We start from the raw sequence: 18,122 nt of genomic DNA, 5'->3' as shown, positions 1-18,122 counted from the left end.
ACAAGCCATGAACGCGACGAGCACGAGGAGGACCAGAGGATGAATGCAGGACCTGGGCGACGGACGGTGCTGCGAGCCGCCGGGGCGGTCGCCGTGACCACCCCGCTGCTGTCGGCGTGCGGTGGCTCCTCGGGATCTTCCGGGGCCGCCACGACCGGCCCCGACGGTGCGGTCCGCCTGGACGTGGGCGGGATGGCTGTGGGGGAGTCGCGCTACTACCGCGACGCGCGCGTGATCCTGACCCGCTCGTCCGAGAGCGACTACGTGGTCTTCGACCAGACCTGCCCGCACCAGGGCTGCGCCGTCTCCGAGGTGAAGGAGGGCAAGCTTCTCTGCCCCTGCCACGGGAGCTACTTCGACCCGGTCTCCGGAGACCCGGTGCACGGACCTGCCGCGACCGCGCTGACCGTCGTCCCGTCGTCCCTGGAGGGCACGGAGATCGTCCTCCGTGGCTGACCCCGCCAGCTACCGGCCCCGACCGGGAGAGATCCCCACCGACCCGGGGGTCTACCGCTTCCGCGACCAGCACGGCCGGGTCATCTACGTCGGCAAGGCGCGCTCCCTGCGGCAGCGCCTGTCCTCCTACTTCCAGGACGTCTCCGGACTGCATCCCCGGACGCGCCAGATGGTCTTCACCGGCGCCAGCGTCGAGTGGACGGTGGTCCGCAACGAGGTCGAGGCGCTGCAGCTCGAATACTCCTGGATCAAGGAGTTCGATCCCCGGTTCAACGTCAAGTACCGCGACGACAAGTCCTATCCCTATCTGGCCGTGACGATGGGGGAGGCCTACCCCCGCGCGCAGGTCATGCGCGGGGCCAAGAAGCCGGGCACCCGCTACTTCGGTCCCTACACCCACGCCTGGGCGATCCGCGAGACGCTGGACACGCTGCTGCGCGTCTTCCCCCTCCGCACCTGCTCCGCCGGTGTCTTCCGCCGGGCCGAGCAGTCCGGCCGACCGTGCCTGCTGGGCTACATCGACAAGTGCAGCGCACCGTGCGTGGGCCGGGTCTCCGCGGACGAGCACCGCCGGATCGCCGAGGACTTCTGCGACTTCATGGCCGGTGACGCCGAGCGCTTCGTCCGCAGGATCGAGGCGGACATGCGGGCCGCCTCGGCCGACCTCGACTTCGAGAGCGCCGCCAGGATGCGTGACGACGTGGCCGCGCTGCGCCGGGCGCTGGAGCGCTCCGCCGTGGTTCTCCCCGACGCCACCGACGCCGACGTCTACGCCCTGGCCGACGACGAGCTCGAGGTCGCGGTGCAGGTCTTCCACGTCCGTGGCGGTCGGATCCGGGGTCAGCGTGGGTGGGTGAGCGAGAAGGGGCCGGAAGGCCTCGACTTCATCGTCGAGCACCTCCTGCAGCAGGTCTACGGCAACGAGTCGGGGGTCGACGTCCCGCGCGAGATCCTGGTGCCGGTCATGCCCACCGAGGCCGAGGATCTCCAGCGCTGGCTCTCCGAGCGTCGTGGCTCGCGGGTCACCGTCCGGGTCCCTCAGCGTGGCGACAAGCGCACCCTCATGCAGACGGTGGCACGCAATGCCGAGCAGGCTCTCGCGCGGCACAAGGTCGCCCGGTCCGGCGACCTGACCCTGCGGTCCCAGGCCCTTCAGCAGCTCCAGGACGCGTTGGAGCTGGACGACGCACCCCTGCGCATCGAGTCCTTCGACATCAGCCACGTCCAGGGCACGGACGTGGTCGGCTCCATGGTCGTCTTCGAGGACGGGGCCCCGCGCAAGGGCGACTACCGACGCTTCATCGTGCGCGAGAGCACCTCCGACGACACCGCGGCGATGCACGAGGTCCTCACCCGGCGGTTCCGCCACCTGCTGGCGGCGCCCACACCGCGGGACGAGATCGCGGAGGCCGGGCAGGCCGGGGATGAGCAGCGCGACCCGGAGGTGGTGCAGGACAACAAGTTCCGCTACCCGCCCAATCTCGTCGTCGTGGACGGCGGGCTGCCCCAGGTCAACGCGGCGGCCTCGGCGCTGGCCGAGCTCGGGATCAACGACGTGACCGTCATCGGCCTGGCCAAGCGGCTCGAGGAGGTCTGGGTGCCCGGCCAGGACTACCCCCTGGTGCTGCCGCGCACCAGCGAGGGGCTCTACCTGCTGCAGCGGGTCCGCGACGAGGCGCACAGGTTCGCCAACACCTTCCACCGGCAACGCCGTTCCCGCTCCATGACGGCCAGCGAGCTCGACGGCATCCCAGGGCTGGGCAAGGCTCGGCAGCAGGCGCTGCTGGCCAGGTTCGGCTCGGTCAAGGCCCTCCGGCGCGCCGAGGTGGAGGACCTGACGCAGGTCCCGGGCATCGGGCCCGCCGTGGCGGAGGCCGTCGTGACCCGGCTCCGCGGCACGGACCCCACCCCGGCGGTTAACCTGAGCACGGGCGAGGTCCTGGACGACAACTCCTGACCGCGGGCCGGTGGCCCACGCCACACCGAGGACGCCACCACGAGGACGACAGACGGAGCAGACAGTTGACGCCCCACGACGACATCCCCGCCCAGGCCGCCGAGCGGCAGGCGCCAGCAGCGGACCGGACCGGCCGCCAGGACGTGGTCATCGTCACCGGGATGTCCGGCGCCGGTCGGACCACCGCCGGCGACGTGCTGGAGGACCGCGGGTGGTATGTCGTGGACAACCTTCCCCCGGCCATGATTGTCCACCTCATGGATGCCACGGCCGACGACCCGCAGCGGCAGAAGGTGGCGGCCATCGTCGACGTCCGGAGCCGGGACTTCACCACCGAGCTCGCCCGGGCGCTGGAGGACCTCGGGGGTCTGGGCTACCGCCCGCGCGTGGTCTTCGTGGACTCCTCCGACGAGGCGCTCGTCCGTCGCTTCGACGCGGTGCGCCGCCCCCACCCGCTGCAGGGTGAAGGCCTCCTGCTGGACGGGATCCGACGGGAGCGCCGGATGCTCGCGGACCTGCGCTCCAACGCGGACGTCGTGGTCGACACCAGCAACTACAACGTGCACCAGCTCAGCGCCAAGATCGACTCGCTCGTCACGGCCGACAGCTCGCACTCCCTGCGGCTGTCCACGATGTCCTTCGGCTTCAAGTACGGCGTGCCGTTGGATGCCGACATCGTGCTCGACCTTCGCTTCCTCCCCAATCCCTACTGGAATCCTGAGCTGCGCGCCTTCACGGGCAAGGACGCGGCCGTGCGCGACTACGTGCTCGGGCAGGAGCTCGCCGGTGTCTTCCTGGACCACGCCGAGCATCTGCTCCGCACGGCGGTCAAGGGCTACCTGCTCGAGGGTCGACGCTTCGTGACGGTCGCGGTCGGGTGCACCGGCGGCAAGCACCGGTCCGTCGCCGTGGCCGAGAACCTCGCCCTTCGCCTGGGCGATCTCGTCGACCACGGGGTGCAGCTGACGACCTTCCACCGCGACCTGGGGCGTGAGTGATGAGGCCCCGGATCGTCGCCCTCGGTGGCGGCCACGGGCTGTCGGCGTCCCTGCAGGCACTGCGGCACGCCAGCGACGACATCACCGCGGTGGTGACGGTGGCCGACGACGGCGGCTCGAGCGGCCGCCTGCGGGAGCAGTTCGACATCCTGCCTCCCGGTGACCTGCGGATGGCCCTGGCCGCGCTGTGCGAGGACACCACCTGGGGTCACCAGTGGTCCTCGGTGCTGCAGCACCGCTTCGGCGGGGAGGGCGAGCTCGCCGGGCACGCGCTGGGCAACCTGCTCATCACCGCGCTCTGGGACCTCCTCCCGCAGCAGCAGGTGCGGGGTCTGGACCTGGTCGGGCGGCTGCTCAACACCCGTGGCCGGGTGCTGCCCATGTCCCTGGTCCCGCTCGACATCGAGGCGACGATGTGCGATCCCGGAGGGGACGGGGACCGTGTCACCGTGCGAGGCCAGTCGACGGTCGCCAGCCACCCGGGCCGCGTCGAGTCGATCCGGCTCCTGCCCGAGGCGCCGCCGGCGACGCCTGAGGCGCTGGAGTCCATCAAGCTGGCCGATGTCGTCGTGCTCGGCCCAGGGTCGTGGTTCACCTCCGTGATGCCGCACCTGCTCGTGCCCCAGCTGGCCCAGGCGATCCGGGACACCCCTGCGCAGCGGGTGCTGACCCTCAACGTGAGCCTCAACGACGACGAGGCGGCCGGCTACACGGCGGCCGAGCACGTCGACGTGATCGCCACCCACTGTCCGGACCTCACCTTCGACCACGTCATCGCCGACCCCAAGGTCGCCCGCACCGGAGCGGAACGTGACGCACTGGTGACCGCGGTCGACCGGCTCGGGGCCGAGCTGGTCCTCTCCGACGTCAGCAAGACCGGGGCCGCGGGGCTGCACGACACGCTCCGTCTCGCGGCGGCCTACCGCGACGTCATCATGGTGGGTCAGTGATGGGCGGCGGCACGACCCGCGCGGGCGCGGGTCCGGGAGGTACCCTGCCGGACGAGGTCGAGGCACAGGTCGGGCTCGAGGGCGAGCAGGACAGGACGGCTCCGCAGAGGAGCAGGAGGATGACGGCAGTGGCGATGACCGGCAAGGTCAAGGACGAACTGGCACGGCTGCCGGTCACGAAGACGTGCTGCCGCAAGGCCGAGGTCTCCACGATGCTCCGCTTCGCCGGCGGGCTCCACATCGTCGGCGGCCGGATCGTCATCGAGGCCGAGCTGGCCACCGCGCAGGCGGCCCGGCGGTTGCGGGCCTTCCTGGCGGAGGTCTACGGCAGCCCGAGCGAGGTCATCGTGATGAGCCCGGGCGGCCTGCGCAAGAGCACCCGCTATGTCGTGCGCGCCACCGGGGACGGTGAGTCCCTGGCCCGCCAGACCGGCCTGATCGACCACCGCGGGCGCCCGGTCCGCGGGCTGCCGCCCCGCGTCGTGGGCGCCTCGGTCTGCGACGCCGAGGCGGCCTGGCGCGGCGCCTTCCTGGCGCACGGGTCCATCACCGAGCCTGGGCGTTCCTCGGCACTGGAGATCACCTGCCCGGGCCCGGAGGCCGCGCTGGCCATCGTCGGGGCGGCCCGTCGCCTGGGGATCCAGGCCAAGGCCCGTGAGGTGCGTGGCGTCGACCGGGTCGTGATCCGCGACGGTGACGCCATCGGGGCCATGCTGACCAGGTTGGGCGCCCACGACGCGGTCCTGGCCTGGGAGGAGCGCCGTATGCGCCGCGAGGTCCGCGCGACCGCCAACCGCCTGGCCAACTTCGACGACGCCAACCTGCGCCGGTCGGCCAGGGCCGCGGTGGCCGCGGGCTCCAGGGTCGAACGCGCCCTGGAGATCCTCGGCGACGAGGTGCCCGAGCACCTGCGCGCGGCCGGGACGCTCCGTCTGCAGCACAAGCAGGCCAGCCTGGAGGAGCTCGGCCAGCTGGCCGACCCGCCGATGACCAAGGACGCGGTCGCCGGCCGGATCCGACGCCTGCTGGCCATGGCGGACAAGCGTGCCGAGGAGCTGGGCATCGAGGGGACCGAGGCCAACCTCACCCCGGACATGTTCGACGACTGACCACCCCTCCGCCGGGGGACCGGGCACCCGCCCCCGAGGTGTCGCCCGCTGGGGCACAACGATAGATTGGACCCTGGACGACGTCGTCTCGCGGCGCGCACAAGGGCTCGTCGCACCAACCCCGAGGGAAGGTTGTCTCATGACCGTACGCGTAGGCATCAACGGCTTCGGGCGAATCGGCCGCAACTTCACGCGCGCCGTGCTCGCCTCCGGAGCCGACATTGAGATCGTGGGGGTCAACGACCTCACCGACAACGCCACGCTGGCCCACCTGCTCAAGTACGACTCGATCCTGGGCCGCCTGGAGGGTGACGTCACCTCCAGCGACACCGAGATCACCGTGGACGGCAAGGCGATCAAGGCTTTCGCCGAGAAGGACCCGTCGGCGCTGCCCTGGGGCGACCTGGGCGCCGACATCGTCATCGAGTCCACCGGCATCTTCACCGACGCGACCAAGGCCAAGGCACACATCGACGCCGGCGCCAAGAAGGTCATCATCTCGGCCCCGGCCAAGAACGAGGACATCACCGTGGTGATGGGCGTCAACGAGAAGGACTACGACCCGGCGGCGCACACCATCGTCTCCAACGCGTCCTGCACCACCAACTGCCTGGCGCCGATGGCCAAGGTCCTCAACGACGAGTTCGGCATCGTCAAGGGCCTGATGACCACCATCCACGCCTACACCGCCGACCAGAACCTGCAGGACGGCCCGCACAAGGACCTGCGTCGCGCCCGCGCCGCGGCTCTGAACATCGTCCCCACCAAGACCGGTGCCGCCGCCGCCGTCGCCCTCGTCCTGCCCGAGCTCAAGGGCAAGTTCGACGGCTACGCGCTGCGCGTCCCCACCCCCACCGGCTCGGCCACCGACCTCACCTTCCAGGCTTCCCGCGAGGTCACCGTCGAGGAGGTCAACGCCGCGCTGAAGAAGGCGGCCGAGGGCGAGCTCAAGGGCATCCTGAAGTACACAGAGGACCCGATCGTCTCCAAGGACATCGAGACCGACTCCCACTCCTGCATCTTCGACGCCGGCCTGACCAAGGTCATCGGCGACCAGGTGAAGGTCGTCGGCTGGTACGACAACGAGTGGGGCTACTCCTGCCGTCTGGTCGACCTGGCCGTCCTCATGGGCGAGAGCCTCTGAGCCCGATGCGCACCATCGAGGACCTCAGCGCAGAGCTGGGCGGCCTTGCCGGTCGGACCGTCCTGGTCCGCAGCGACCTCAACGTCCCGCTGGACGGCTCGACGATCACCGACGACGGGCGCGTGCGCGCCTCCGTCCCGACGATCACCGAGCTGTCCGACGCCGGCGCCCGGGTGGTCGTGACCGCCCACCTGGGCCGCCCCAAGGGCACGCCGGAGGCCAGGTACTCCCTGGCGCCCGTCGCGGCCCGCCTCGGCGAGCTGCTCGGCCGCCCGGTCACCTTCGTCGAGGAGACCGTCGGCGAGAAGGCCACCGCAGCGGTGCAGGGAATGGCCGACGGCGATGTCGTCGTGCTGGAGAACCTGCGCTTCAACGCGGGGGAGACGGCCAAGACCGACCAGGACCGTGCGGACTTCGCGCGGCAGCTGGCCGGCCTGGCCGACGCCTTCGTCTCCGACGGCTTCGGCGTCGTCCACCGCGCCCAGGCGTCCGTGTATGACGTCGCGCGCCTGCTCCCGCACGCCGTGGGCGGGCTCGTCCGCTCGGAGGTCGACATCATGCACCGCCTCCGCGAGGACCCGGAGCGGCCCTACGCCGTGATCCTGGGCGGCGCCAAGGTCAGCGACAAGCTGGGCGTCATCGAGTCGCTCATCACCGTCGCCGACCGTCTGCTCATCGGTGGTGGCATGGTCTTCACCTTCCTCAAGGCCCAGGGCCACGAGGTGGGCAAGAGCCTGCTGGAGGAGGACCAGGTCGAGACCGTGAAGGGCTACCTGGAGTCCGCCGCCGAGCGGGGCGTGGAGATCGTCCTGCCGACCGACATCGTCGTCGCGGACGCCTTCGCGGCCGACGCCCGGCACGAGGTCGTCGCGGCCGATGCCATCCCCGCCGACATGATGGGGCTGGACATCGGTCCGGAGTCGGAGAAGCTCTTCGTGGAGAAGCTCGCCGACGCGCGCACCGTCTTCTGGAACGGCCCGATGGGTGCCTTCGAGATGGAGCCCTTCGCCTCCGGCACCAAGGCCGTCGCGGCCAGCCTGGTGGAGCGCACCAAGGACGGCGCCATGACCGTGGTCGGTGGTGGCGACAGCGCGGCAGCGGTCCGTGACTTCGGTTACGCCGACTCCGACTTCGGGCACATCTCCACCGGTGGTGGGGCGAGCCTGGAGTACCTCGAGGGCAAGGAACTGCCCGGACTCTCGGTGCTGGAGGACTGATGGCACACACCCGGATCCCGCTGATGGCGGGCAACTGGAAGATGTACATGGACCACCTCCAGGCGACCCACCTGGTGCAGAAGTTGGACTGGGCGCTCAAGGACGCCAAGCACGACTTCGGCGCCGTGGAGGTCGTGGTGCTCCCGCCGTACACCGACCTGCGGACCGTCCAGACGCTCGTGCAGGGCGACAAGATGTCGCTGAAGTACGGCGCCCAGGACCTGTCCGAGCACGAGGAGGGCGCCTACACCGGCGACATCCCTGGCGGCTTCCTGGCCAAGCTCGGCTGCACCTATGTCCTGGTGGGCCACAGCGAGCGGCGCGAGTACCACAGCGAGACCGACGAGCTGGTCGCCGCCAAGGTGCGGGCCGCGCTGCGGCACGGTCTCACGCCGATCCTGTGCGTGGGCGAGCCGCTCAACGTCCGCCAGGGCGGTGACCACGTCCCGCACGTGGTCTCCCAGCTAAAGTCGGTCCTCGACGACCTCGAGGCCGAGCAGATGCTCAAGATGGTCGTGGCCTACGAGCCCGTCTGGGCGATCGGCACCGGCGAGGTGGCCACCCCGGCCGACGCCCAGGAGGTGTGCTCCGCGATCCGTGGTGCCATCGCCGAGGCCTTCGGGGACGAGGTCGCCCAGCAGGTGCGCGTCCTCTACGGCGGCTCGGTCAAGCCGGGCAACGTCGCCGAGATCATGGCCGAGGAGGACGTCGACGGCGCGCTCGTCGGCGGTGCCTCGCTCTCGGCGGAGGATTTCTCGGCGATCTGCCGCTACCAGCAGCACCACGGCGGCTGAGTCGACACCGACCTGCCGTCACGGTGGCCCGGCGCTTCGGCGCCGGGCCACCACTGCGTTAGGCTGTCCTACGGCTCGCCGGGTCCTGCCGGTCGACGCCTCCGAGACCCGACGACGAAAGATGTGTCCCGCGTGGAGTACGTGCGCTGGTTCCTCAACGGACTGCTGATCCTGACCAGTTGCTTCCTGGTGCTGCTCATCCTCATGCACAAGGGGCGTGGCGGCGGCATGTCGGACATGTTCGGCGGAGGCATGAGCAGCAGCCTCGGTGGCTCCTCGGTCGCGGAGCGCAACCTGAACCGCATCACGGTCGCGGTCGCCATCGTCTGGGCGGCCACCGTCGTCGGACTGGGTGTCCTGGTCCGCTTCAGCTGACACGCGGACGCGCCGGGGCGCCCCGGGGGGATCGGTGCACCTCACGGGTTAGGCTTCGCTGGTCGGACGTCCCAGTGAAGGAGACAACCATGGTCGGCAACAACGCGATCCGTGGGAGCCGTGTCGGCTCCGGCCCGATGGGCGAGAGCGAGCGGGGGGAGGCCGCACCCCGTGTGCTGGTCAGCTACTGGTGCGGCAACGGCCACGAGACGCGTCCCAGCTTCGCGGTGGACGGCGAGCTGGAGATTCCCGAGCAGTGGGACTGCCCGTCCTGCGGGCTCCCGGCGGGGCAGGACAAGGACAACCCGCCGCAGGCGCCCCGGGTCGAGCCCTACAAGACGCACCTGGCCTACGTGAAGGAACGCCGCAGCGACAAGGACGGCGCCGCCCTGCTCGACGAGGCGCTGAACAGCCTGCGCGCCCGGGGCGTCGGCGGCGGCAGCAGCTAGTCGCTGTCAGCAGCGGTCAGCCGCCGTCAGCTCCCGCGGGTGCTGCGGCCTCGTCCACCCACCAGACGGTCTCCTGGGTGCCCGTGACACGGGCGGCAGGAAGGGGGTCTGCCCCGTCGGGTCGCCCGTCACCGCTGGCGGCCGCCAGGCTCTCGCGCACCGCGTCGGCCTTGTCCGCGCCGGAGACCACCAACCAGACGGCCCGGGCGGTGTTGAGGGCCGGGACGGTCAGACTCACCCGGTCCGGGGGAGGCTTGGGCGAGTCGCTGACCGGCAGGGTGGCCCGCACACGCTCCTGCAGCTCCGGTCGTCCGGGGAAGAGCGAGGCCACGTGCCCGTCCGGCCCCACGCCGAGCATGACCACGTCGAAGCGGGGCACTGCCACCGGGTCCTCGGTGGGCCCGGCCGGCGCCCGTGAGTCGGTGCCAGGCTGCGTCGGGACGCTGAGGGCGGCCGAGGCGAGGTGGGCGGCGTAGCGCGCCGCAGCGGCCTCCAGCCGCGCCGTGCCGGTCCCGGACGGGACCCGGTGCACGTGCTTCTTCAGCACGGGCAGGTCGCCCAGACCTGCATCGTCGGCCTGCTGGTCGTTGCGTTCGGCGTCGCCTGCGGGGACGAACCTCTCGTCACCCCACCAGAGGTGGGTGGAACGCCATACCTCCGCCTCCAGCTCACCGAGCCGGGCGCGACCGGAGAGCTCTTTCATCACCGCGGTCCCCATCGAGCCGCCGGTGAGCACGACGTGCGCCTCGCCCCGGGCGGCCACGGCGTCGGCGAGCCGGGAGCAGAGCTCGTCGACCACCGCGGTCGCCACCTCGGCCTTGCCGGGATGCACCCGGACGTCGACGTGACCCTTTTCGGCTCGGCGGCGGGAGGGGCGATCGTCGCGGGACACCTCCGCCGGGCCCGAGGGGACGATGCCGCCCCGAACGGCCTCGGTGCGGCTCGACCCGCGTCGCACCAGCCCCAGGCCTTCGCACAGGGTGCGGGCATAGACCTCGTCGGCGTCGAGCCGGCGCAGCTCCTCGGCCAACGCCTCGGCCAGCGACGGGGTGTGCAGGGCGACCAGCCGGGGCAGGCCGCCCGGTCGGCTGAGCGTCGCGGTGTCGCTGCCGTCCTCGGAACGGACCAGGTCGATCGGGCCCGACTCGCGGTCCAGGCGCACGCTGACCAGACCGCTGCCGGCGGCGCTGCGCACACGGGTCACCGGGACGCGCAGGCTCACGGCGAGCCAGGCCGCCAGCAGGTCGGCGCTGGGGTGGTCGTCCTCGGCGGTGACCGCGGCAGAGGTCACGGGCTCGAAGGGCGCTCCTTCCAACGAGGCCGCCAGGAGGGCGCGCCACCGGGTGGTGCGCGTCCAGGCCAGGTCCGTGTCACCGGGCAGATAGCTGCGCGAACGGCGTCTCAGGGCGGTCGAGGCCCGGCCGTTGGAGGCGGCGTCGGTGATCCGGCGGTGGGACATCTGGCCCACGGGCGAGGCCCCGACGTCGGCCGGCGCGTGCGCGGGCCACCAGGCCACGATGGGGGAGTCGGGCAGCAGGAGCGGGGTGACGACCGGCCCCAGCTGCTGGCTCAGGGCGCCGTACAGGCGGAGCACGACGATCTCGCTGGCACCGGCGTCCCCACCCACCCGGATCTGCGCGTCGAGGCGCCCCTTGCCCCGGCCGTTGCCGGAGACCAGCACCAGGATTCGGGCAGGGTGCTGGCGCGTCGCGTCGTTGGCGGCCGCGATGGCGGCGTCGGCCTGGTCCTCGTCGACGGCGACGAGGAGGGTGAGCACCCGGCCCATGGCCATCGCCCCGACGTCGTTGCGCAGTCGGACGAGCGCCTTCGAGACGGCGCTGGTCGTCGTGCTGGGCAGGTCGCGGATCACGGGAGCCTCCACTCACGTCCGTCTCGACGCATCAGGTCGTCGGCGGCCTCAGGGCCCCATGATCCGGCCGGATAGGGATGAGGCGGACGGTCGCTGCCCGCCCAGTGCTCGATGATCGGGTCGAGGATGCGCCAGGACAGCTCCACCTCCTCGTGCCGGGGGAACAGCGGCGGCTCGCCCAGGAGCACGTCCAGGATCAGGCGCTCGTAGGCCTCGGGGCTGGACTCGGTGAAGGAGGCTCCGTAGCCGAAGTCCATGGTCACGTCGCGGACCTCCATCTGGCTGCCCGGGACCTTGGAGCCGAAGCGCATCGTCACCCCCTCGTCGGGCTGGACGCGGATGACGACGGCGTTCTGGCCGAGCTCCTCGGTGGCGGTGTCGGTGAAGGGAAGGTGGGGTGCGCGCTTGAGCACGATCGCGATCTCCGTCACCCGCTTGCCCAGCCGCTTGCCGGTGCGCAGGTAGAAGGGGACACCCGCCCAGCGGCGCGTGTGCACGTGGACCTTCATCGCCGCATACGTCTCGGTGGTCGAGGACGGATCGACTCCGTCCTCGTCGAGATAGCCGCCGGCCTTGGCGCTGCCCTGCCAGCCGGCGGAGTACTGCCCCCGGCAGGTGGCCTCGTCCAGGTCCTCGGGCAGGCGGACCGAGGCCAGCACCTTCTCCTTCTCGCTGCGGACGGCCGACGCGGTGAACGCGACGGGGGCCTCCATCGCCGTCAGGGCGAGGAGCTGGAGGAGATGGTTCTGGATGACGTCGCGGGCGGCACCGACCTCGTCGTAGTAGCCGGCGCGGCCGCCGATGCCGATGTCCTCGGCCATGGTGATCTGCACGTGGTCGACGTAGTGGCTGTTCCAGATCGGCTCGAACATCTGGTTGGCGAAGCGCAGGGCCAGGATGTTCTGGACCGTCTCCTTGCCCAGGTAGTGGTCGATCCGGAAGACCGAGTCCGGCGGGAAGACATCCTCGACGATCGCGTTGAGCTCCTGGGCGCTGGCCAGGTCGTGGCCGAAGGGTTTCTCGATGACCACACGGCGCCAGGTGCCGGGCCGCGGGTCGGACAGCCCGGAGGCCTTGAGCTGGTGGCACACGGTGGCGAACCAGTCCGGCGGGATGGACAGGTAGAAGGCGTGGTTGCCCCCGGTGCCGCGCTCGTCGTCGAGCTCGCGGACCGTCCGGGCGAGCAGGTCGAAGGCGTCGGCGTCGTCGAAGGCACCCGGGACGAAGCGGAAGCCCTCGGCCAGCGTCCGCCAGACCTCCTCGCGGAACTTGGTGCGCGCATGGGTGCGCACCGAGTCGTGGACGACCTTGGCGAAGTCCTGGTCGGCCCACTCCCGGCGGGCGAAGCCCACGAGGGAGAAGCCCGGTGGCAGCAGCCCCCGGTTGGCGAGGTCGTAGATCGCCGGCATCAGCTTCTTGCGCGCCAGGTCGCCGGTGACGCCGAACATCACCATGCTGCACGGACCGGCGATCCTGGGCAGCCTCTTGTCGTCCGGGTCCCGGAGCGGGTTGTGCTCGGGGGTGACCGGCGCGGGGGCGCGCGTGTTCACCTGGCGAGCACCTCGCGCAGCTGCTGAAGACCGGCGACCTGGTCGGTCAGGTGCAGGCGCAGGACCGGGCGGTCGTGGTCGGCCAGGACCTTGGCGTCACCGGCGGCCTGGGCCGCGATGAACTCACCGAAGGTGAAGTCCTTCCCGGGCACGGCCAGGTCTTCGCGGGGGGCACCGGTCACCTGGAGGTAGACGCCCTGGGCGGGGCCGCCCTTGTGGTACTGACCGGTGGAGTGCAGGAAGCGCGGGCCCCAGCCGAAGGTGACCGGTCGACCGGTCCGCCGGACCAGGTCGTCCTGGACCTCCGCGAGGTCGGCGTGCTCGAGCCGGTCGAGGTAGACCATGAGGGACAGGTAGCCCCGGGCGGGATCGAGCCGGGCCAGGAGCGCGTCCACGGCCTCGGCCACCGAGGTGGTGCCCTCCGGGAGCCAACCCCCGCTCGCGCGCAGCTCGACCGCGCCGTCGGTGGCGAGGGGCTCGTCCGCGCCGCCGGCGCCCTCGGCCATGATCTCCCGGGCCGCGGACTTGGCGCTCTCGACGTCGGGCTGGTCGAAGGGGTTGATCCCTAGGAGCCGTCCGGCGACCGCGGTGGCGACCTCCCAGAGGAGGAGCTGGGCACCGAGGGGGCCGGCGACCGTCACCTGGGAGGTGGCGGGGGAGGAGGCGGGTATGCCGTCCTGCTGGCTCTCCGTGTCGTCCGCACCGTCATCCTCCTGCGGGGCCAGCACCACGACGGTGCTGTCGGAGGGGTCGGTGAGGCCGTCGGTGGCGGAGGCGTCCCGGGGCACGACGACCGGCAGCACGCCGGTGCCCTGCTTGCCCGTGGACTCGGCGATGAGCTGCTCGGCCCAGTCCGCCAGCCCGACGATGCCGGAGCCGGCATCGGTGAACAGCAGCTTGTCGCGCAGCGGCTCGGTGCCACCGAGCGCGGCGCCCAGCCGCAGGCCGGGGTTGGCCCGGTCGTCCTCGGCCAGGAGGTCGCTGACCATCTCGGCCTCGTCGAGGAGCTCGGCGACGTCCACCCCGGCCAGGCCGGAGGGGACCAGGCCGAAGGCGGTCAGCGCGGAGTAGCGTCCACCGACGTTGGGGTCGGCGTTGACGACGCGGTAGCCGTCTGCGCGGGACTGCTCGTCCAGGGGGCTGCCCGGGTCGGTGACGATGACGACACGCTCGGTCGGGTCGATGCCCGCGTCCCCGAAGGCCTGGATGAAGGCACGGCGCTGCGAGTCGGTCTCCAGGGTCGAGCCGGACTTGGAGGAGACCACCACGGCGGTCCGGTCCAGCTCGGTCAGTGCGCCACGGACCATGTCGGGGTCCGAGCTGTCGAGCACGACGAGGGGGACGCCGGCCGTGGCGCAGATGACCTCCGGCGCCAGCGAGGACCCGCCCATGCCGCACAGGACGACGCGGGAGACGCCCCGCTCGCGCAGCTGCTCGCGCAGCGCCTCGATCTCGCCGACCAGGGGCCGGGAGCTGCGCGCCAGACCGACCCAGGACAGCCGGATCGCGGACTCGGACTCGGCCTCAGGACCCCAGAGGGTCGCGTCCTGGGCGAAGAGGCGGGAGGCGAAACGCTCCTCGACGAGGGTGTCCAGGTGGGCTCCGACGGCGTCGGCGGCCGCGCCGACGGCCTCGACCATCAGGGTGCTCATGCGTCGCCCTCCGTCCCCGCGGCCTTGTCGAGCTCAGTCTGGACGCTGTCGAGCAGCTCGCCCCAGGACTTCTCGAACTTCTCCACGCCCTCGGTCTCGAGCAGGTCGACCACCTCGGTGTAGGACACGCCGACGCGCTCGAGGTCGTCCATCACCTGCTGGGCCTCGGCGTAGCCACCGGTGACCGTGTCCCCGGTCAGCTCGGCGTGGTCCACGGTGGCCTCGAGGGTCTTGCCCGGCATGGTGTTGACCGTGTTCGGGGCCACGAGGCCGGTCACGTAGAGGGTGTCCGGGTAGTCGGGGTTCTTGACCCCGGTGGACGCCCAGAGCGGGCGCTGGACGTGCGCCCCGTCGGCGGCGAGGTTCTTCCAGCGCGGGGTGGAGAAGGTCTCCTCGAAGGCCTGGTAGGCGAGGCGGGCGTTGGCCAGGCCGGCCTTGCCGCGCAGCTCCAGCGCCTCGGGCGTGCCGATCTGCTGCAGCCGCTCGTCGATCTCGCTGTCCACGCGGGAGACGAAGAAGCTGGCCACCGAGTGGATCGTGGACAGGTCGCGGCCCTGCTCCCGGGCCTGCTCCAGGCCGGTGAGGAAGGCATTCATCACGCCGCGGTAGCGGTCCAGGCTGAATATCAGGGTCACGTTGACGCTGATGCCCTCGGCCAGGGTCTGGGTGATGGCCGGCAGACCCTCGACGGTCGCCGGGATCTTGACGAGCAGGTTGGGACGGTCGATCTGGGCCCAGAGCTGCTTGGCCATCTCCACGGTGCCGGCGGTGTCGGCCGCCAGCCGCGGGTCGACCTCGATCGAGACCCGTCCGTCCACGCCGTGGGTGGCCTCGTAGACCGGCAGGAAGATGTCGCAGGCCTGCTGGACGTCCTGGGTGGTCAGGGCGAAGACGGCCTCGTCCACGCTGCTGCCCGCCAGCGTCCGCACCTGCTCGGTGTAGGCCTCGCCCTCGGCGAGCGCGGTGGCGAAGATGGTGGGATTGGTCGTCACGCCCAGCACGCCGCGGTCGATATAGCCCTGCAGGTCGCCGTCGGTGATCATCGGGCGGTTGAGATCGTCGAGCCAGACGGACACGCCGGCCTCGGCCAGCTCGTGCAGGGTGGTGCGGGCGGCCTCGGCGTCGGCGGTGGTGCCGCTCTCGGGGGAGGGGGTGGGCTTGTCGTCGCGCTTGTCGTCGGTCATCGTCGGATCACTCACTTCTGGGTCTCGTCGGTCGAACGGGTGCCGCCCTCGCCGGCGTCACCCAGGGTGCTCTCCTCGCCCTCCGGCTCCTCCGGCTGGCCCTCAGCGGGGGCCGCGTCGCCCCGGGCGGCCTCGAGGGACTCCCGGGCGGCGGAGACGACGGCCTCGGCGGTGATGCCGAACTCGGCGTAGAGACGCTCGTAGTCGGCGGAGGCGCCGAAGTGCTCCAGGCTGACCATGCGGCCGGCGTCGCCGACCAGCTCGCGCCAGCCCATCGCGATCCCGGCCTCGACGCTGACACGGGCGCGGACGGCGCGGGGGAGGACCTCCTCCTGGTAGGTGGAGTCCTGCGCGTCGAACCACTCGCGGCACGGCATCGACACGACGCGGGTGGGGATGCCCTCGGCCTGGAGGGTCTCCCGGGCCTGGACGGCGAACTGGACCTCCGAGCCGGTGCCGATGAGGATGACCTGCGGGTCGCCCCCCTCCGCCTCGGCCAGGACGTAGCCGCCCTTGGCCGTGCCGTCGGCCGAGGACATCGCGCCCTCGCCCCGCTCGAAGGTGGGAACGTTCTGGCGGGTCAGGGCCAGCGCGCTGGGGTGGTCGACCGTCTCCAGGATGGTGCGCCAGGCCACGGCCGTCTCGTTGGCGTCGGCCGGCCGCACCACGTCCAGGCCGGGGATCGCCCGCAGCGCCGCGAGGTGCTCGATCGGCTGGTGGGTCGGACCGTCCTCGCCCAGGCCGATGCTGTCGTGGGTCCACACGTAGACCACCGGCAGCTGCTGGATGCAGGCGAGCCGGACCGCCGGGCGCATGTAGTCGGAGAAGACCAGGAAGGTCCCGCCGTAGGGGCGGGTCAGGCCCTCTAGCGCGATCCCGTTGAGGATCATCCCCATCGCGTGCTCGCGGATGCCGAAGTGCAGCGTCCGGCCGTAGCGGTGCCCGGGGAACATCTCGGTGGACTTGCCCTCGGGGACGAAGCTGGGCTGGTCCTTCATCGTGGTGTTGTTGGACCCGGCCAGGTCGGCAGAGCCGCCCCACAGCTCGGGCATGACGGGGGCCAGGGCGGTGAGGACCTCGCCGGAGGCCTTGCGCGTGGCCATACCCTTCTCGTCGGCCTCGAAGGTGGGGATCGCCGCGTCGAGGTCGCTGGGCAGCTTCTGGTCCTGGAGCCGGTCCAGCAGGGCGGCCCCCTCCGGGTTGGCCTCGCGCCAGGCGTCGTAGCCCTGCTGCCAGGACGCGTGCGCCTCCTTGCCCCGCTCGACCACGCCCCGGGCGTGGGCCAGGACCTCGGCCTCCTCGGGGAAGTGGACCTCGGGGTCGAAGCCGAGGACCTTCTTGGTGGCGGCGACCTCGTCGGCGCCCAGGGCCGAGCCGTGCGAGGCGCCGGTGTCCTGGGCCTCGGGCGCCGGCCAGGCGATGATCGTGCGGAGGATGACGAGGGTGGGACGGTCACCGCCGCGCGAGCCCTCCAGGGCGGAGTAGAGCGCGTCGACGTCCTCGACGTAGGCGCCGGAGCGCTTCTCGTCGACCCGGTCCTCGGCGGCCTCGCCGCTCTCGCCGGTGCTGCCCCGCCAGTCGACGGTCACCACGTCCCAGCCGTAGGCCTCGTAGCGCTTGGCCACGTCCTCGCTGAAGGAGATGTCGGTGTCGTCCTCGATGGAGATGAAGTTCTGGTCGTAGACGACGGTGAGGTTGCCCAGCTCCTGGTGGCCCGCCAGCGAGCTCGCCTCGGAGCTGACGCCCTCCATGAGGTCTCCGTCGGAGGCGATCACCCAGACGTGGTGGTCGAAGGGGGACTCGCCCGGCGCGGCGTCCGGGTCCAGCAGCCCCCGCTGACGGCGCTGGGCCATCGCGAACCCGACGGCGCTGGCCATGCCGGAGCCGAGGGGACCGGTGGTGATCTCGACGCCGTCGGTGTGGTGCACCTCCGGGTGGCCCGGGGTCAGGCTGCCCCAGGTGCGCAGCGCCTTCAGGTCCTCCATCTCCAGGCCGTAGCCGGACAGGTAGAGCTGGATGTACTGCGTCAGGCTGGAGTGCCCGGCCGAGAGGACGAAGCGGTCACGGCCCAGCCAGTGCGGGTCGCTCGGGTCGTGCCGCATGACGTTCTGGTAGAGCAGGTAGGCCAGCGGGGCCAGGCTCATCGCCGTGCCCGGGTGGCCGCTGCCGCAGTGCTCGACCGCGTCGGCGGCCAGGATGCGCACGGTGTCGACGGCGCGCACGTCGGCGTCGGTCCACCCCACCGTGTCGGCGACGGGCCGGGACAGCTGCTCGTCTCGGCCGGCGGTGTAGGACGGGGCGTTCTCGGTCACGAAAGACTCCTGAGGTGTACGTGGACGGGCACCTGGACGACCGGTCCGCAGGGACCGGAAGGGCATGGTCCGACCCTACCCCCGCACTCAGGGGGTGTCTGCCGG

15 protein-coding genes are annotated in these 18,122 nt (G+C 71.6%); 10 read left to right on the top strand and 5 right to left on the bottom strand.

Annotation, left to right across the window (positions count from 1 at the left end; genetic code table 11):
* Positions 1–39 precede the first annotated feature (39 nt).
* From ACTMMA_RS07080 to ACTMMA_RS07035, 10 genes are all read left to right on the top strand, one after another.
* Positions 40–456: a QcrA and Rieske domain-containing protein gene (locus ACTMMA_RS07080; protein WP_441189407.1), complete on the top strand. Its 417-nt coding sequence runs from the start codon at positions 40–42 to the stop codon at positions 454–456.
* The gene (gene uvrC, locus ACTMMA_RS07075; protein WP_441189406.1) at positions 449–2,413 is read left to right on the top strand and encodes an excinuclease ABC subunit UvrC; all 1,965 of its coding nucleotides are present in this window, start codon (positions 449–451) and stop codon (positions 2,411–2,413) included. The genes ACTMMA_RS07080 and uvrC overlap by 8 nt, the downstream gene beginning before the upstream one ends.
* Positions 2,414–2,478: 65 nt before the next feature.
* A complete protein-coding gene (rapZ, locus tag ACTMMA_RS07070; protein ID WP_441189405.1) occupies positions 2,479–3,411 on the top strand; it encodes an RNase adapter RapZ in 933 nt (310 codons plus the stop codon).
* Entirely contained in the window at positions 3,411–4,361 is a 951-nt protein-coding gene (locus tag ACTMMA_RS07065) for a gluconeogenesis factor YvcK family protein (protein ID WP_441189404.1), read from the top strand. Before rapZ ends, ACTMMA_RS07065 begins: the two co-directional genes overlap by 1 nt.
* 128 nt (positions 4,362–4,489) lie before the next feature.
* Positions 4,490–5,470, top strand: coding sequence for a DNA-binding protein WhiA (gene whiA / locus ACTMMA_RS07060; protein WP_441189505.1), 981 nt, complete (start codon positions 4,490–4,492; stop codon positions 5,468–5,470).
* 139 nt (positions 5,471–5,609) lie between these two features.
* Positions 5,610–6,614, top strand: a complete 1,005-nt coding sequence (gene gap, locus ACTMMA_RS07055) for a type I glyceraldehyde-3-phosphate dehydrogenase (RefSeq protein ID WP_441189403.1) — start codon at positions 5,610–5,612, stop codon at positions 6,612–6,614.
* A 5-nt stretch (positions 6,615–6,619) separates the two neighbouring features.
* Positions 6,620–7,831 (top strand): phosphoglycerate kinase, encoded by a 1,212-nt coding sequence (locus ACTMMA_RS07050; RefSeq protein WP_441189402.1) that lies wholly within the window; start codon positions 6,620–6,622, stop codon positions 7,829–7,831.
* A complete protein-coding gene (gene tpiA, locus ACTMMA_RS07045; protein ID WP_441189401.1) occupies positions 7,831–8,625 on the top strand; it encodes a triose-phosphate isomerase in 795 nt (264 codons plus the stop codon). The genes ACTMMA_RS07050 and tpiA overlap by 1 nt, the downstream gene beginning before the upstream one ends.
* A 132-nt stretch (positions 8,626–8,757) precedes the next feature.
* Positions 8,758–9,000 carry a preprotein translocase subunit SecG gene (gene secG, locus ACTMMA_RS07040; RefSeq protein WP_441189504.1) on the top strand — a complete coding sequence of 81 codons (243 nt, stop codon included), beginning with the start codon at positions 8,758–8,760 and terminating at the stop codon, positions 8,998–9,000.
* 89 nt (positions 9,001–9,089) lie between these two features.
* On the top strand, positions 9,090–9,449 hold the full coding sequence (locus ACTMMA_RS07035) for an RNA polymerase-binding protein RbpA (protein WP_441189400.1): 360 nt from the start codon (positions 9,090–9,092) through the stop codon (positions 9,447–9,449).
* 16 nt (positions 9,450–9,465) lie between these two features.
* On the opposite strand, the gene pgl is transcribed toward ACTMMA_RS07035, so the two are convergent.
* From pgl to tkt, 5 genes are read right to left on the bottom strand one after another with little or no spacing between them, the layout of a single operon-like run.
* Positions 9,466–11,331 (bottom strand): 6-phosphogluconolactonase, encoded by a 1,866-nt coding sequence (pgl, locus tag ACTMMA_RS07030; protein ID WP_441189399.1) that lies wholly within the window; start codon positions 11,329–11,331, stop codon positions 9,466–9,468.
* Positions 11,316–12,869: a glucose-6-phosphate dehydrogenase gene (gene zwf, locus ACTMMA_RS07025; protein ID WP_441189398.1), complete on the bottom strand. Its 1,554-nt coding sequence runs from the start codon at positions 12,867–12,869 to the stop codon at positions 11,316–11,318. Before zwf ends, pgl begins: the two co-directional genes overlap by 16 nt.
* Entirely contained in the window at positions 12,866–14,521 is a 1,656-nt protein-coding gene (locus ACTMMA_RS07020) for a glucose-6-phosphate isomerase (RefSeq protein ID WP_441189397.1), read from the bottom strand. The genes zwf and ACTMMA_RS07020 overlap by 4 nt, the downstream gene beginning before the upstream one ends.
* Entirely contained in the window at positions 14,518–15,705 is a 1,188-nt protein-coding gene (tal, locus tag ACTMMA_RS07015; protein WP_441189396.1) for a transaldolase, read from the bottom strand. Before tal ends, ACTMMA_RS07020 begins: the two co-directional genes overlap by 4 nt.
* Positions 15,706–15,716: 11 nt before the next feature.
* Positions 15,717–18,083 (bottom strand): transketolase, encoded by a 2,367-nt coding sequence (gene tkt, locus ACTMMA_RS07010; RefSeq protein WP_441189395.1) that lies wholly within the window; start codon positions 18,081–18,083, stop codon positions 15,717–15,719.
* Between the last annotated feature and the right edge of the window lie 39 nt (positions 18,084–18,122).

Origin of the sequence: Ornithinimicrobium panacihumi, from assembly GCF_052073805.1 — a bacterium.
GTDB classification, from domain to species: Bacteria; Actinomycetota; Actinomycetes; order Actinomycetales; family Dermatophilaceae; genus Ornithinicoccus; species Ornithinicoccus panacihumi.
Note: the sequence above shows the minus strand (reverse complement) of the source record. Positions and strands in the feature narration are given on the sequence as shown.